Here is a 15,889-nt window from a genome sequence, read left to right as displayed (position 1 = left end):
CCGGTGGCCCAGATCGAGCAGCTATGGCGCTATGACGGCCGTCGTGCCGTGGTCACCGGATGCGCATCGGGCATCGGGCATCGGCGAGCGGGCCGTGCATCAGCTGACCGGACTCGGGGCGCAAGTCGTCGGACTCGACCAGCGCCAACCCGGATATGAGATCAGCGAGTTTCACCAGCTCGATCTCGCCGACCCCGGGTCCATCGATCGAGCCGTCGATGCCGTCGGCGGGCCCGTCGATGCGTTGTTCAACATCGCCGGTGTTTCGTCCGGAATTGGTGACCCGCTGCTGGTCGTCACGATCAACTTCCTGGGGTTACGCCATCTCACCGAGGCACTGCTGCCGATGATGGGCCCGGGTTCGGCGATTGTGAGCGTGTCGTCACTGGCAGCCGCCGGCTACCGCGAACACCATCGCGCCGTGGCGCCGCTGTTGAACACCACGACGATGGTCGAGGGGATCGATTGGTGCAAAGGCCACCTGGAGGTGCTGGGCGCCGGCTATCAACTCTCCAAAGAAGCGTTGATCCTCTACACGATGCGAAGTGCGGTTGGTCTCGGTGCGCGGGGCATCCGCATCAACTGCACCGGGCCGGGGGTGACCGAGACGCCGATTCTGGATCAGCTCACAACCGCCTACGGAGCCGAGTTTCTCGACGATATCGCCAAGCCGCTGGGCCGGGTCGCAACTCCGGGTGAACAGGCTTCGGTTTTGGTGTTCCTGAATGGTCATGCAGCCAGTTATATTTCGGGTCAGGTCGTATGGGTTGACGGTGGAAACGTGGCGGCATCGATCGCTGGAGAACTCGGGGAAGGACGGGCCTGATGGCAGGTTTGACTGAGTTCCGACGTGTGGCACGGGAGCTCAGCAACTGGGGGAGGTGGGGCGACGCTGACGAGTTGGGCACGCTGAACTTCATCACCGCCGAGAAGGTCCAGCGGGCGGCGAGCTTGGTCCGGCACGGGAAGGTGTTTGCGCTCGGCGTCGACTTCGGGTCATCGGGGCCTCAGGGCGCTTTCGGCTTCCGGCACAATCCAATACATCTGATGACGATCGACGGCGGCGACGCCAGTTCGTTGGCGCAGTACGGGCCGGGGTGGGAGCAGAACCCGACCGCGAGGCAGATGGGCAAGTATCTGGTCGACAACCCATTCCGCTTCAACGACGACATGATCATCATGCCGCTACAGGCGGCCACCCAGTGGGATGCGCCGTCCCACGTGTACTACTACGACCAGCTCTACAACGGCTTCCCCGCCGACTCGGTGACCAGCCAGGGCGCCTATCACTGCGGTATCGACAAGGTCGATGTCAAAGGCATCACCTCGCGCGGAGTGTTGCTCGACCTGGTGCGTCATCGCGGAGCCGAGGTCTTTTTGGAGCACGGAAACCCGATCACTCCCGAGGAACTGGACGACGTGGCGCGCTCTCAGGGCGTCACCATCGAGTCCGGCGATATCGTGCTTATCCGGACTGGTTGGTGGACAAGATTTCTCATGACCGCAAACAAGACCGAGCCTTACTCGGGGCTGGACTGGCGATGCGCGCAGTGGCTGCACGATCACGAGGTTGCCGCGGTCGCTTCCGACAATCTGCAAGTCGAAGATCCGGTATCTGGCGTCGATGGTCTGTTTCTGCCGTTGCATCTGCTGTGCCTGCGTGACATGGGACTGATGCTCGGCGAATACTGGGACCTGACCGCGCTGGCCGCCGATTGCGCCGCCGACGGGGTTTATGAGTTCCAGCTCGTTGCGCCGCCGCTGCGATTTGTCGGCGCGGTAGGCTCGCCGGTCAACCCGATCGCAATAAAGTAGTGCGGATTCATCGTCGCGCGGTCGCGGTCGACGGCTTGCCTACCAGCTATCTGGAGGCGGGTGACGGGGACCGGGTGGTCTTGCTGCACGGCGGTGAGTTCGGGGCCAGCGCCGAAATTGCCTGGGAACACAACATCGGCGTGCTCGGCGCCCGATTCCGGGTGCTGGCGCCCGACCTCCTGGGCTTCGGGCAGTCGGCCAAGGTGGTTGATTTCGTCGACGGCCGCGCAATGCGCATTCGCCATGTGGCGAGGTTCTGCGATGTGCTCGGCGTTGACTCCGCGCACTTCGTGGGCAATTCGATGGGGGCCATCATGCTGCTGACCGACACGACCTCAGACGCGCCGATGCTGCCCGTGCGGACCATGGCGATCATCTGCGGCGGCGGGCAGATTCAGCAGAACCGCCACTTTGACGCACTACAGAGCTACGACGCGACCCTGCCGGCAATGCGGCGCATCGTGGCAGCGCTATTTCACGACGCCCGCTATCCGGCCGACATGGACTATGTGCAGCGCCGATGCGATTCGAGTATCGCGCCGGGGGCGTGGGAAGCCGTGGCGGCAGCCCGCTTTCGTCGCCCCGGTGCACCCCCCTCGGCTACCCCGTCCAGCAGTCGCCGCTATGACCGCATCACGGTGCCCACGATGGTGGTGGAGGGGCGCAACGACAAGCTGCTTCCCAGCGGCTGGGCCGAGCAGATCGCCGGGCAGATCCGGAACGGACACTCGCGGGTTGTCGACCGTGCCGGGCACTGTCCGCAGATCGAACGGGCCGGTACCGTCAACGAGCTGATGCTGGATTTTCTCGGTCGCTGAACCCACCGGGTGCCGCGTCGGGGCCGGCCTTTAGAAGATGTAGTCCAGCAGCGTCATCATGCCGGCCTCGCGGTGGTAGCTGTTGTGGCAGTGCAGAACCCAATATCCGGGGTTGTCCGCAACCAGCACCGCCCGCAGCTGTTGCCCCGGCAGCACGATAACGGTGTCCTTGCGTGCCCCGGGCGTGCCGTCGGGTTTGATCATCTGAAATGTGTGGCCGTGCAGATGGATCGGGTGGTACATCATCGTGGGGTTGTCGAACATCAGGGTTGGCCGTTCGCCGAGCCGCACGGTCAGCGGATGCGTCTTGCTGTAAGGCTCCCCGTTGATGGTCCAGTCGTATTTCGCCATCGTGCCGCCCAGCGTGATCGGCAGGCTCATCTGGGGGTCGGGCCGGCCCAGATTGACAGCCGTTGTGGCGGTGAACATTTCCACGGTTCCCACCCGCTTGTTGAGTTCGGCGGGCCGAAACTGTGGTTCGGGTGCGGTGCCGGAGCCGGTGGACAGCAGGGCACGCGCCAGCGCGTTCTTTCCCTCCGCGGAGGCGACCAGCGGGAAGACGCCGTCGGCCGCGGTGACGATCACGTCGTAGCGTTCGGCCATTCCGATCAGCAGCGCGTCGACCTGGGTCGGAATCACCGGGTAGCCGTCGGTGTGGGTGACGGTCATCGTATGCCCGGCCAATGCGACACGGAACGCGGTGTCGGAGGCGACGTTGATGATGCGGATCCGGATTCGCTGACCAGGCTTGGCCTTGAACGAAGTGGGTGCCGCCGGAATTCGCCCGTTGACCAGGTAGTACGGGTAGGCGATGTCCCCGGCATCTCCGCCGAGCAGGTCGCTCGACCCGACTTCGCCGCTTTCTTCATCCGGCTTACCCGTCGCCGATGTGGTTGTGGTGGGAGATGTCTTACTGGTTCCGGTGGTTGTCGTTGTCGTGCTGGTTTTTGTGGTCGGAGTTGTCGTGGTGGTCGTCGTACTGGTGGACGTGCTTGGAGCGGTCGATGACCCCGGGAGTTCTTGCATGCGGGGCTTGTTCGGATCCACCAAGGCGTCGAAAAGCTGTTGCGGGCTCTTGCCGACACCGTCGGTCCAGTCGTCGAGGACAACAATCCATTCGGCGTCGTAGCGGTTGGGTTCGGTCGGATCGTCGACGATGAACGGCAGGTACAGGCCGTGGTCGTCCTCGAGGCCGACATGCGGGTGTGCCCAGTAGGTGCCCGCATTCGGGACCGAGAACCGATAGGTGAAGTCCTGGTCTGCGCCGATGTTGGGGGTCGCGGGCTCGGCGCCATCCATGTCGTTGCGTAGCGCGATGCCGTGCCAGTGCACGGAGGTGGCGCGGTCGAGCCGGTTGGACACCGCGACCACCACCTCGTCGCCGACGCTGGCCCGGATCAGCGGTCCCGGAACCGTGTTGCCGAAGGCCAACGTTTGCACCACCGGCCCGCCCAGATCGATCTGTGCCTGTTGCGGGGTGAGGCTGGCGGTAACCGTTCGCCCGGTGTGCGGACGGGCTCGCTCGGCGGCCGCGATCGCATCGGCCATGGCCGTTTCGCCGGTCTGCGTGGTCTGCGAGTGGCCGCAACCGGCCAACGCCAGGCCGCCGGCGATGCCGGCGCCGATGAAGCCGCGCCTACTGAGCTGTGCGCTCCCGAATGGGTGGCCGCCCGTTGGCAGTACCGGCATTAACCGCTCCTCGTCTCGATCGATTCGGCTGTGCGCATATACTCTGTTTACCCTGCTAGGACATCAGGCATCCCGCAACCCGGAGCTCACCCTTTACGCTATACCGGTAGGGGGTATATAGTTAGCCGCATGAAAGGCCGCCGCGTGGTGTGGACGCGATCCGCGATCGTCGCGCTGGCCTTGGCGTGGGCCGCCGCGGTGGTCGCGGCGCAGTGCTGGTTGCCGCAGGTGCACTTGCAGCCGGCGCATTCCGATCACCCCTTGGCGACATCGGTGGGTAGTGAGTTCGTGCTCAGCGCCGACCACGCGCACCTCGTGGACAATTCGACCCCTCCATGCCCGGAACAATTCGCGACGGCGGTGTTGCCCCGGACGGCCACGATGTCGTTCGAATCCGTTCCGGTGGCCGCCGCGGCGGGGATTCCGGGCATTCTCACCTATCTCGTGGTGCCGGCCGGGCGTGGCCCGCCATCGGTGCCAGTCTATGTTCGCGCGGGTCAAGATCTGCTGACCCGGTACTGCCGCGCTCGTCGCTGACTGGTCAGCGCCAGGTCATGGGGACAAACCCGGGCCGGGGACCGCTGACCCACATCAAATTGCCGCAGCGCCATCGCGGCCAAATGCAGAAGCGACGAGACAATGAACCCCAATTTGCCCTTGGTAAACGCAGCAAATTCCGCTGGCGACAATCTGAACATTTCACCCACAACGCTTCCCGGCCGCTCACACCTGACCTCGATGCGGCCGCGGCAGACTCGGGATCGGTACCGTGTTGTTCCCGAGGGATACCACCCCATTCCCGGTCGTAACCGGCACCCGGGCACCATGGTCGGCAACACCCCGGTGCTCTGGGTGTCGGGGGACGCGAGTCCAGTCGGCAGCGCCGATCGTGGATTCTGGGCCAAGCTGGAAGGCTTCAACCCCGGCGGCATGAAAGACCGCCCTGCCATGCACATGGTCGAACGGGCCCGCGCCCGCGGTGATCTGGCCCCCGGAGCGGCCATCGTCGAGTCAACGAGCGGCACGCTGGGGTTGGGCCTGGCGCTGGCCGGTTCCGTCTACGGCCACCCGGTCACGCTGGTCACCGATCCGGGGCCGGAGCCGATCATCGCGCGCATGCTGACCGCCTACGGTGCCCGCGTCGACATGGTGACCGAACCGCACCCGGTCGGGGGCTGGCAACAAGCCCGCAAGGACCGAGTCGCTCAGTTGTTGGCCGCTGACCCCAGTGCCTGGAATCCCGACCAATACAGCAACCCCGACAACGTCGACGCCTACCGGCCGCTGGCGCTCGAGATGGCGGCTCAACTCGGTCGAGTCGACGTGTTGGTGTGCTCGGTGGGAACTGGTGGACATTCATCGGGTGTTGCGCGGGTGCTCCGCGAGTTCAATCCCGCCATGCGACTGATCGGTGTGGACACCATCGGCTCCACAATCTTTGGTCAGCCCGCGTCGAGCAGGCTGATGCGCGGGCTGGGGTCGAGCATCTTTCCACGCAACGTCGATTACAGCGCCTTCAATGAAGTGCACTGGGTTGCCCCCGCCGAAGCGGTCTGGGCCTGCCGGTCCATGGCCGCTACCCACTACGCCAGCGGCGGATGGAGCGTCGGAGCGGTCGCCCTGGTCGCCGGATGGGCCGCGCGCACCTTGCCGTCGGACATCACTATCGCCGCGGTGTTTCCCGACGGTCCCCAGCGCTACTTCGACACGGTTTATAACGACGACTACTGCAACGAGCACGGGCTGCTTGGTCAGCGACCCGCGACTGAGCCGGAGGTGATCGCCTCACCCTCGGCCGCGGTGGTGCAACGTTGGACGCGTAGCGCGACGGTGATCGACCCGACCCAGGTAGCGGCGTGATGGGCTTCCTGGCGCAGTTCCGCAGCTTCAACCGGCCCAGCCGGGTGCTGATGATCAACCAGTTCGGCATCAACGTCGGCTTCTATATGTTGATGCCATACCTGGCCGACTACCTGGCGGGACCGCTCGGTCTGGCCGCATGGGCGGTGGGTTTGGTGATGGGCGTGCGCAACTTCTCCCAGCAGGGCATGTTCTTTGTGGGTGGGACGCTCGCCGACCGGTTCGGCTACAAGCCGCTGATCGTTGCCGGTTGTTTGATCCGTACCGGTGGGTTTGCGCTACTGGTGGTCGCGCACTCGCTGCCCAGTGTGCTGATTGCCTCGGCGGCAACGGGTTTCGCCGGAGCGCTGTTCAACCCCGCGGTGCGTGCCTATGTGGCCGCGGACTCCGGTGATCGCAAGCTCGAAGCGTTTGCGATGTTCAACATCTTTTATCAGGCCGGGATCCTGCTGGGCCCGCTGGTGGGGCTGGCCTTGCTGACGCTCGATTTCCGGATAACGGTGCTGGGGGCCTCGGTCGTCTTTGCGGTCTTGACCGCCGCTCAGCTGATGGCGTTGCCCCAGCATCTGGCCGACCCTGACACCAAGAACGAGTCGATTCTGCAGGGCTGGAAGGCGATTGTGCGCAACCGCTCGTTCCTGGGCTTCGTGGCCGCCATGACGGGTGCCTACGTGCTGTCGTTCCAGGTCTACCTCGCCCTGCCCATACAGGCATCGTTGCTGGCGCCTGGCCACTAATCAGTTTTGGTAGCGGCCATGTTCGCGGTATCCGGGCTGATCGCGATCGCCGGCCAGCTACGCATCACCCGCTGGTTCGCCGCGCACTGGAGGGTAAGTCGCAGCCTGGTGTTCGGGGCCGCGATCTTGGCCATGGCGTTCGTGCCGCTCGCGATGGTGCCTAACGCGCAACGTTTCGGCACCGGGGCCGCGGTCGCGGCGCTGTTGGTATCGGCGAGTTTGCTCGCTGTCGCTTCGGCGGCGTTGTTTCCCTTCGAAATGCGCACCGTGGTGGTGCTGGCCGAAGACAAACTCGTGGCGACACACTATGGCTTCTACAGCACGATAGTCGGCGTCGGAATCCTGGTCGGCAACCTTGCGGTGGGCTCGCTGATGAGCGTGGCACACCGTTTTGGCGCCGATGAACTCGTCTGGGGTGGATTGATTCTGATCGGTCTCGCTGCGGTGGTCGGCCTGTATCAGCTGGACCGGCAGGCGACGCGCGCCGAGCGACTGAGCCGCCGTCATCCACCGGCGCAGCTCTGCCAACAGGCGGCTAGGGCGTGTCTGCTTAATGTGAATGGTGTTTTGGCTGATGCTGTTTGGGTGATGCGGACGCATGCGATTTCTGATGATTTGTGGTCGCTGATCGTGGCGGTGTTGCCTGCGGGGCGGCGGCGTGGCCGGCCGTGGAACGATCATCGACGTACTCTGGAGGGCATTATCTGGCGTTACCGTACGGGATCTCCGTGGTGTGACCTGCCCGAGCACTTCGGTCCCTGGCAATCGGTGGCCGAGAGGCATCTACGCTGGTCGGTCGATGGCATCTACGCGCGGATCTTCGCGGCGATCGCCTCTGACCTCGACGCCGAGGACGCCGACCTGGGCGCACTGTTGTCGGTCGATTCGACCAGTGTGCGCGCCCACCGACACGCAGCCGGAGCGCGCTCCGGGCGCCGCACAGGGGGATCTGTCGAATTACAAGAAATATCTCGATGAGCCCGATGACCACGCCATTGGGCGTTCCCGCGGCGGGCTGACTACCAAGATCCACGCCTTGACCGACCAGCTGTGCAGTCCGGTCACCCTGGCACTGTCGGCCGGTCAAGCCGGTGATAATCCGATGCTTTGGCCACTGCTGGCCGCCCGGTGCAGCAACTCATACGCCCCGTTTCGCCTGCTGGCGGACAAGGCGTACTCCCATGACTCGACGCGGGCACAGCTGCGCCGGCTCAAGATCGCCCATACCATCCCCGAGCGCAGCGACCAGATCACCCGCCGCAAAGCCAAAGGCCGCAACAGAGGACGGCCTCCGGGGTTCTCAGGCCGAATCTACAAGCACCGCAACACCGTCGAGCGAAGCTTCAACCGGCTCAAACACTGGCGCGCGGTCGCCACCTGCTACGACAAATACGCCCTGACCTACCTCGGCGGTGTCACCCTGGCCGCCATCATCACCTACCACCGCGTCCGCAATTAGCAGACAGGACCTAGTCGCGCGCAGGAACCCCGAGTCGGCCCCGCCGCAGTGGCCTAGTGCGCTGGGCTAGCCCGCGGCCAGCCAGTCACTGAAGTGGGTGGGGTAGATGGTCACATCCTCGCCGTCGGTGGGGACGATGCTGTGCTCATCGAGCACTGCGCCGAAGTAGCGGGCGTTGGGATCGGTGCGTACCTGGCGGGAATCGCCATGTGCGGCAAGCCCCATTCGGACGAAGTCGTCCATGCCGAACTTGTCCGGGCCGGCGATGTTGGTGATCCCGTTGAGCGGATTGCTGATCGCAGCTCGAGTGACGCCGGTTGCCACATCGCTGGCCGCGATAGGCTGGATGGCCGCGGTGTGTGACAGGCGCACGGTGTCGCCATCGGTAGCCGAATCGGCAATTCCGATCACGAATTCGAAGAACTGGGTAGCCCGCACAATGGAATACGGCAGATCCGATTCCTCGATCAGCTTCTCCTGGGCGCACTTGGCCCGCAAGTAGCCGCTGTTGGGCACCCGGTCGGTGCCCACGATGGACAGCGCGACGTGGTGGCGCACACCCGCTGTTTGCTCCGCCGCGAGCAGGTTCTTGGTCGATGTGGTGAAGAAATGGAGTACGTCGTCGTCGGCAAAGGAGGGGGAATTGGACACGTCGACCACTGCGTCGGCTCCGGCAACGGCATCGGCCAGCCCCTCGCCGGTGAGCGTGTTGACGCCCGAGCGCGGCGATGCAGCGACGGCCTGGTGCGCTAGCCCGGTCAACTGGGCGACGACTTGCGATCCGATCAGCCCGCTGCCGCCGATAACCAGAATCTTCAGGGTCAAGCCCCTCCCGGTCCGCGTGATGGAATTGCTCAATCCAGCATCCTCCGTTTTCGGGCCGATGAAACAGGGAAAGTCCGTGGTTTTGGCGGGTCGCCGGGTGGCGTCAGGGTGATGACGGCTCCGTGTGACAGCAATGGAAACTAAATCAACTGCTTGACTTAACCTGGCGAGCGCGGATTAACTCGTTCTGTGGTCGACGAATTGGCCGGCAAAGTAGCGATCGTCACCGGCGGGGCCTCCGGTATCGGGCGCGCCACGGTGGCGCGGTTTATCGCCGAGGGTGCGCGGGTTGTGATCGCCGACGTCGAAGCGGAGCGTGGTGAGTCCTTGGCGGCCGCGCTGGGCGCCGATGCCATGTTCTGTCGGACCGACGTCTCCCAACCCGAACAGGTCGCGGCGGTGGTGGCGGCCGCCGTCGACAACTTCGGCGGCTTGCACGTGATGGTGAACAATGCCGGTGTCTCCGGCGCCATGCACCGCAGATTCCTCGATGACGACCTGGCCGATTTTCACCGCGTGATGACGGTCAACGTGCTGGGAGTGATGGCCGGCACCCGTGATGCCGCCCGGCAGATGGCCGCCCACGGCGGAGGATCGATCGTCAATCTCACCTCCATCGGCGGGATTCAGGCAGGCGGGGGAGTGATGACGTATCGGGCCTCGAAGGCGGCGGTGATTCAATTCACCAAATCGGCGGCGATCGAGCTGGCGCACTACGAGATTCGGGTCAATGCGATCGCGCCGGGCAACATCCCCACCCCGCTGTTGGCGTCGTCGGCGGCGGGAATGGATCAAGAGCAAGTCGAGCGGTTCACCGCGCAGATTCGCCAGACCATGCGTGAGGACCGGCCACTGAAGCGCGAGGGCACGCCCGAGGACATCGCCGAAGCGGCGTTGTACTTCGCCGGTGAACGGTCGCGATATGTCACCGGGACCGTTCTTCCCGTGGACGGCGGGACGTTGGCGGGCAAGGTGATTCGCCGCAGCAGGTAGGGCGGCCCGCCGCTCAGCGGGAGGATTCTCGGGTCGCCTCTTAGGCGAGTTTCACCCGGGAGGTGACCCCAAGCTTGGTGTACACGTGGGTCAGATGGGATTGGACCGTGCGCGGTGAAACGAAAAGCCTGGCGGCGATGTCGTTATTGCTGAGCCCGTCGCTGACCAGCCTGACCACGTCGCGCTCCGTGGGTGTCAGCGATGCCCAGCCGGTGGCGGGGCGTTTGTGCGCGCCGCGGCCGCGTTGGGCGTAGGCGATTGCCTCCTCATCCGACAGCCCGGCGCCCTCGGCCCAAAGAGCCGCAAAGTCGTCTTCCTCCAGAGCGTTACGCAGGGTTCGTAGCGACGAATCGTAGTGGGAGTCGTAGATCTTGAACCGTACCGATCCCATCCGTTCTCGCATTGCCGCTGCCGCGCCGAAGAACCGGGCCGCTTCGCGGTGGTTGTCGAACTCAGTGGCCACATCCGCGAGGAATTCCAAGATGTCGGGGACGCCCAAATAGGCGCGAACGCCGCAAGCGTGTATGAGTGCCTGGTGAACGTCCCGCTCAGCCCGGTCGTGCTCGCCCAACGCAAGCGCCACGCGTGCGCGCGTCGTGCGCGCCTCCATCGCGTAGAACGGACGAGACGCGGTTGCCGAGACCGCTTCATCTGCGCGACGTCGTGCCGTGTCGAAGTCCTCGGATGCCACGGCTGCTTGCGCGATTTGGTTGAAGAAGACCGCGGCCGTATCAGGCTGGACACTCGCGTGACGAAGCGCGGCCTCACCGGCATCCCGTGCCGTCGCGAGATCGCCGGCCGCCAGGGCCGCAGCGGAGAGCGCTCCATAGCCAATGCCCTGGTACAGGCCCCCGAGACTTTGGCCGGCTTCGATGGCCGCGCCGGCTGAGATGCGAGCCGCATCGGTATCTCCGCGATGGGCGAGTGACCAGCCGGCGATCGTCTGGCCGAGCACCTTCGAGATCTCGTCGTGAGCTGCCTCGGACTCGGAAACCACTTTCGCGCACTGCCTGGCGGCCGCGTCGAGTTCGCCGTTCCAGAGCTGTGCCCAGCCAAGCCACAAGCGGCATTCCCGCGAATGGAATCGGTCACCGATGGAGTCGGCGAAGTCGCGGCCTTCTTCGGCGGCGGTGCGGGCTTGGATGGGATCTCCGCTGATGATCCCGGAATAGGCTTGCGCGCCCAGGATCTGGCTCAACCTCCATCGGTCGTCCGTTGCGCGGGCTAGCTCGACCGCCTCGGCGAAGTATGGCCTGGCCAACTCGGGGTGATAGCTGGCGATTACCGAACAGGCGGCCAGTGCCCGCGTCAGCAGCGCCGGGTCGTCGAAATCGCGCGCGATCGATAGCGCTTGCCTAGCGTCGTCCATGCTGTCGGTGGCGCCCACCCATGCGTTGAGCACGGCCTTGTCCGCCAGGGCTCTGATCCGCACCGGCGTCGTAATGTCGACGTGTCGCGTGTCGAGATCGGCAAGTGCAGAGTTGAACCAGGTCAACCCTTCCTGGATGCGGCCGCGGGTGAGCCACAACGGCTGCAGCGACGCGGTCAATGTTAAAGCCTCATCGGGATTGGAGTTTTCGCGGCTCCAGGCGAATGTGGCGCGCAGGTTGTCGATCTCAATCTCGGCTTGTTCGAGGCGCTGCTCATGGTCGGTGTGCTTCGGCGAGTCGAGTCGCGCGGCCATTGTCGTGTAATGGTCGCGGTGGCGGGTCCGTACCGAATCGGCCTCGCCGGACTCGGCGAGCTTTTCCAAAGCATACTGGCGCACCGTTTCCAGTATTCGGTATCGTGCTCGGTCAATGAGGTTTTCGGCCACCACAAGCGATTTGTCGACCAGTAGGGTGAGTTGATCCAGCACCTGGAAGTGCTGCACGTCGGTGGTTCCAGCCACGGCCTGGGCTGCCTCGAGATCGAACCCGCCCAAGAAAACGGCCAGCTGGCGGAACAGGATCCGTTCTGGCTCACTGAGTAAGGCGTGTGACCAGTCCACGGATGCGTGCAACGTCTGTTGGCGTCGCACCGCGGTTCGTGCACCGCCGGTCAGCAATCGGAACCGGTCGTGCAGACCCACCACGATCTCAGGCAAGGACAGCGCCCGTACCCGCGCCGCCGCCAGCTCGATCGCCAACGGTATTCCGTCGAGGCGACGGCAGATTTCCGCGACCGCAGGAGCCGTATTGTCGTTGCTCGCGAAATCGGGTGCCACTCGACGCGCCCGATCGACAAACAGCTCCATGGCTTCGTCGGCCAACTACAGCGAAGGCACCCGCCAGGTCACCTCACCGGGAACCCCGATGGGCTCCCGGCTAGGTGGCAAGCAAGGTGAAGCTGCTGGAAGCGCCGAGCAGCGGGAGGACCGACTCCGCAATGGTGTCGAGCAGATGCTCACAATTGTCGAGCACGATGAGCATTTGGCGACCGGCGACGAACCGCAGCAGCGTGTCCACCGTCGAGCGGCCCGGCTGGTTCGGCAGGCCAAGTGCGCGGGTCATCGAAATCGGCACCGCGTCTGGGTCGGTGACCGATGCCAGATCGACCCACCAGACACCGCCGTCGTACTCGCCTGCGACCTCGCCCGCGATCTGCACCGCCAGCCGGGTCTTGCCAACCCCGCCGGCCCCGGTCAAGGTCACCAACCGCTGCTCGGCCAGCAGTTGGCGGACATGGGCCATCCCCGCATCACGGCCCACGAAATTCGTCAGCTGCACCGGTAGACCATGGGTGGCGGCGGCCTTCGACAGTCGTAAGGCTGGGAACTCATTGCACAGGTCTGGATGACACAGTTGCACCACGCGTTCAGGGCGAGGTAAATCCCGCAGCGGGTGGGTGCCCAGATCGCTTAACCAGGCTCCGGCCGGGAGCTGGTCCAAGACCAACTGTTCGGTGGCACCGGAAAGTACGGTTTGGCTGCCGTGCGCCAATTCGCGCAACCGTGCGGTTCGGTTGATGGTCGGGCCGATGTAGTTGGTCGGATCGTTTGGGTCACGCATCCGAACCTCGCTGGTGTGCAGTCCGATGCGTAGCCGGATCGGGGCCAGCGGGGCGCGCTGCAGCGCCAGGGCACAAGCCACGGCATCACTGGCGCGGGCGAACGCGACCACGAAGCTATCGCCCTCGCCCTGCTCGACCGGCCGTACTCCGTCGTGAGCCGCAATCACCTCGGCCAGAATCTGATCGAGCTGGGTGATTGCGGCTGCGGCTTGGTCGGGCTGGTTGTCCCATAGTCGGGTCGAGCCCTCGATGTCGGCCAGCAGCAACGTCACCGTTCCCGTCGGCAAACCGTTCATGCCTAGGTCGCTCCAATTCAGCTGCGGCGTGTCTGCTCGCGCTTCGATGTGGTCATGCTTACCAGCATGGATCGGTGGTCCGCCGCAAAACATCAGTAGAAATGCGCAGAGTGCGGAGGCCGGGTCGGGTAGCGCCACGGCGCAACCGGCCGATACGTCGCTGTGGCCCCTTCAGTCGCACCGGCCACAGCGGCTCTGTGCCGGGCTTTCGCGTTTTAAATCAATCGCTTGACTTAATACTTCGGTGCGCGGTTGACTAGGTGTCATGACCGCCGTTGGCAGGGCCGTTCGCGGTGAACGGGCCAGTTCCACGCAAGAGGCGATCCTGGTCGCGGCCGAGCGGCTGTTTGCCGAGCACGGTGTGTTCGCGGTCTCCAACCGCCAGGTCAGCGAGGCGGCGGGGCAGGGCAACAACGCCGCGGTGGGGTATCACTTCGGCACCAAGACCGATCTGGTTCGCGCTATCGAGCAGAAGCATCGCGTGCCGGTCGAACGGCTTCGCGAGCAAATGGTGGCAGCGGCCGCCGCCAAGGGTGCGGCCGCGACGATGCGGGATTGGGTGGCGTGTTTGGTGTGCCCGCTCACCGAACACCTTGCGGTCCTGGGTAATCCGACTTGGTACGCACGGTTTGCCGCGCAGGCGATGACCGATCCCGCCCACCACAACATCATCGTCAAAGATGCGCTGAGTTCGCCGTCGCTGGTTCAGGTCATCGACGGCATCAACAGCTGTCTACCGGATCTGTCCGTCGACGTGCGCTACGAACGCAACCTGATGGCGCGAAACCTTTTGATGCACACCTGTGCTGATCTCGAACGTGCGCTTGCCGCGGGCACCTCGGTGCCGCGACCCTCCTGGCGCGGGGCCGCGACCGGACTGATCGACGCGATAACCGGCCTATGGCTGGCGCCTGTGACAGCGCGCGAGTGAGAGGGGGGCAGATGAAAGTGATTGTCGATGAAAACGTCTGCGCATCGTCGGGCAACTGCGTGATGAATGCACCCGAGATATTCGACCAGCGTGACGAGGACGGTGTGGTCGTCCTGCTCAACGAGAATCCGCCCGCTGAGCTCGCCGAGGGTGCCCGCAGGGCGGCCGCGTCCTGCCCGGCGATGGCAATCAAGATCGAGGAGTGACCGTGTCCGACACGCTCGCAAGCCCCAGCCCCGAGACGGCGGCGGGAATCCCGGACTATCCGATGTCGCGGTCCGCGGGCTGTCCGTTCGCCCCGCCGCCAGGAGTCATGGCCCTGGCGGCAGCTAGGCCGCTAACCAGGGTGCGCATCTGGGACGACAGCACACCGTGGCTCATCACGGGATATGAGCAAGTGCGCGAGCTGTTTTCCGACTCACGGGTAAGCGTTGATGATCGGCTGCCGGGCTTCCCGCACTGGAATGCGGGCATGTTGTCGACCGTTCACAAGCGTCCCCGCTCGGTGTTCACCGCCGACGGCGAAGAGCACACCCGATTTCGGCGGATGCTGTCGAAACCGTTCACCTTCAAGAGGGTGGAAGCACTACGCCCCACCATCCAGCAGATCACCGACGAGCACATCGATGCGATGCTGGCCGGCCCGCAGCCAGCCGACCTTGTTGCCAAACTGGCCCTGCCGGTGCCGTCGTTGGTGATCAGTCAACTGCTGGGGGTGCCCTACGAGGACGCCGAGATGTTTCAGCACCACGCCAATGTCGGGCTGGCCCGGTAGGCGACCGGTGCGGACACCGTCAAAGGCGCGATGAGCCTGCACAAGTATCTGGCTGAGCTGGTCGAAGCCAAAATGGCGAGCCCGGCCGAAGACGCGGTTTCCGATCTGGCCGAGCGGGCCAAGGCCGGTGAGCTCAGCGTCAAGGAGGCCGCCCAGTTGGGCACCGGCTTGCTGATCGCCGGACACGAGACCACCGCAAACATGATCGGTCTTGGCGTGCTCGCGTTGCTGGTGAACCCCGACCAGGCTGGGATTCTGCGGAATGCCCACGACCCCAAGATCGTCGCGAATGCGGTCGAGGAACTGCTGCGCTACCTCAGCATCATTCAAAACGGCCAGCGCCGGGTCGCCCACGAAGACATTCACATTGGCGGAGAAACCATCCGCGCCGGCGAAGGCATCATCATCGATCTCGCTCCGGCGAACTGGGATGCGCACGCGTTCACCGAACCGGATCGGCTATATCTGCACCGCGCGGGCGCCGAGCGCAACGTCGCCTTCGGCTACGGCAGGCACCAGTGCGTCGGCCAACAGCTCGCCCGCGCCGAGTTGCAGATTGTCTACCGCACTCTCTTGCAGCGCATCCCCACGCTGACGCTGGCCACTGCGCTCGAAGACGTCCCGTTCAAAGACGACCGCCTGGCCTATGGGGTCTACGAACTACCCGTGACCTGGTGACCACTGTCTCAACCCGGATCCG

Annotated in this window: 9 protein-coding genes and 5 pseudogenes; 11 read left to right on the top strand and 3 right to left on the bottom strand. The window is 64.7% G+C overall.

The genetic code is table 11. The annotated features are described in order from the left end of the window. Positions 1–3: 3 nt before the first annotated feature. From G6N41_RS25875 to G6N41_RS25865, 3 genes and pseudogenes are all read left to right on the top strand, one after another. Positions 4–826: pseudogene (locus G6N41_RS25875) on the top strand (coniferyl-alcohol dehydrogenase). After that, a complete protein-coding gene (locus tag G6N41_RS25870) occupies positions 826–1,815 on the top strand; it encodes a cyclase family protein (RefSeq protein ID WP_198966056.1) in 990 nt (329 codons plus the stop codon). Before G6N41_RS25875 ends, G6N41_RS25870 begins: the two are co-directional and overlap by 1 nt. After that, positions 1,815–2,633: an alpha/beta fold hydrolase gene (locus G6N41_RS25865; protein WP_198966055.1), complete on the top strand. Its 819-nt coding sequence runs from the start codon at positions 1,815–1,817 to the stop codon at positions 2,631–2,633. Before G6N41_RS25870 ends, G6N41_RS25865 begins: the two co-directional genes overlap by 1 nt. Before the next feature lie 30 nt (positions 2,634–2,663). Here the strand turns inward: G6N41_RS25865 and G6N41_RS25860 are convergent, their stop codons facing one another. Next, entirely contained in the window at positions 2,664–4,322 is a 1,659-nt protein-coding gene (locus tag G6N41_RS25860) for a multicopper oxidase family protein (protein WP_198966054.1), read from the bottom strand. Positions 4,323–4,451: 129 nt separating this feature from the next. Between G6N41_RS25860 and lpqS the strand changes: the two genes are divergently transcribed. The 4 genes and pseudogenes from lpqS (at position 4,452) to G6N41_RS25840 (ending at position 8,378) form a co-directional block, all read left to right on the top strand. Beyond that, a complete protein-coding gene (gene lpqS / locus G6N41_RS25855; RefSeq protein WP_269469270.1) occupies positions 4,452–4,859 on the top strand; it encodes a putative copper homeostasis (lipo)protein LpqS in 408 nt (135 codons plus the stop codon). 201 nt (positions 4,860–5,060) lie between these two features. Next, positions 5,061–6,182: a PLP-dependent cysteine synthase family protein gene (locus G6N41_RS25850; RefSeq protein ID WP_198968026.1), complete on the top strand. Its 1,122-nt coding sequence runs from the start codon at positions 5,061–5,063 to the stop codon at positions 6,180–6,182. Next, positions 6,182–7,423, top strand: a pseudogene (locus G6N41_RS25845) (MDR family MFS transporter); the annotation flags it as partial. The gene G6N41_RS25850 and the pseudogene G6N41_RS25845, both read left to right, overlap by 1 nt. 81 nt (positions 7,424–7,504) lie before the next feature. Then, a pseudogene (locus G6N41_RS25840) lies at positions 7,505–8,378 on the top strand (IS5 family transposase). 66 nt (positions 8,379–8,444) lie between these two features. Here G6N41_RS25840 and G6N41_RS25835 read toward each other — a convergent pair. Next, positions 8,445–9,197: an SDR family oxidoreductase gene (locus G6N41_RS25835; RefSeq protein WP_020729492.1), complete on the bottom strand. Its 753-nt coding sequence runs from the start codon at positions 9,195–9,197 to the stop codon at positions 8,445–8,447. A 195-nt stretch (positions 9,198–9,392) separates the two neighbouring features. Here G6N41_RS25835 and G6N41_RS25830 point away from each other — a divergent pair, with 195 nt between their 5' ends. Beyond that, complete coding sequence (locus G6N41_RS25830; protein ID WP_198966053.1) at positions 9,393–10,196, top strand: SDR family NAD(P)-dependent oxidoreductase; 804 nt, start codon at positions 9,393–9,395, stop codon at positions 10,194–10,196. A 40-nt stretch (positions 10,197–10,236) separates the two neighbouring features. Here the strand turns inward: G6N41_RS25830 and G6N41_RS25825 are convergent. Then, positions 10,237–13,483: pseudogene (locus G6N41_RS25825) on the bottom strand (LuxR C-terminal-related transcriptional regulator). Between the two features lie 265 nt (positions 13,484–13,748). Here G6N41_RS25825 and G6N41_RS25820 point away from each other — a divergent pair. From G6N41_RS25820 to G6N41_RS25810, 3 genes and pseudogenes are all read left to right on the top strand, one after another. Beyond that, on the top strand, positions 13,749–14,414 hold the full coding sequence (locus G6N41_RS25820; protein ID WP_198966052.1) for a TetR/AcrR family transcriptional regulator: 666 nt from the start codon (positions 13,749–13,751) through the stop codon (positions 14,412–14,414). A gap of 11 nt (positions 14,415–14,425) precedes the next feature. Then, on the top strand, positions 14,426–14,620 hold the full coding sequence (locus G6N41_RS25815) for a ferredoxin (RefSeq protein ID WP_020729496.1): 195 nt from the start codon (positions 14,426–14,428) through the stop codon (positions 14,618–14,620). 62 nt (positions 14,621–14,682) lie between these two features. Next, positions 14,683–15,867, top strand: a pseudogene (locus tag G6N41_RS25810) (cytochrome P450). The last annotated feature ends 22 nt before the right edge of the window (positions 15,868–15,889 follow it).

Origin of the sequence: Mycobacterium shottsii, assembly GCF_010728525.1 — a bacterium.
Classification (GTDB): Bacteria; Actinomycetota; Actinomycetes; order Mycobacteriales; family Mycobacteriaceae; genus Mycobacterium; species Mycobacterium marinum.
This window is presented reverse-complemented; position numbering and strand designations above follow the sequence as displayed.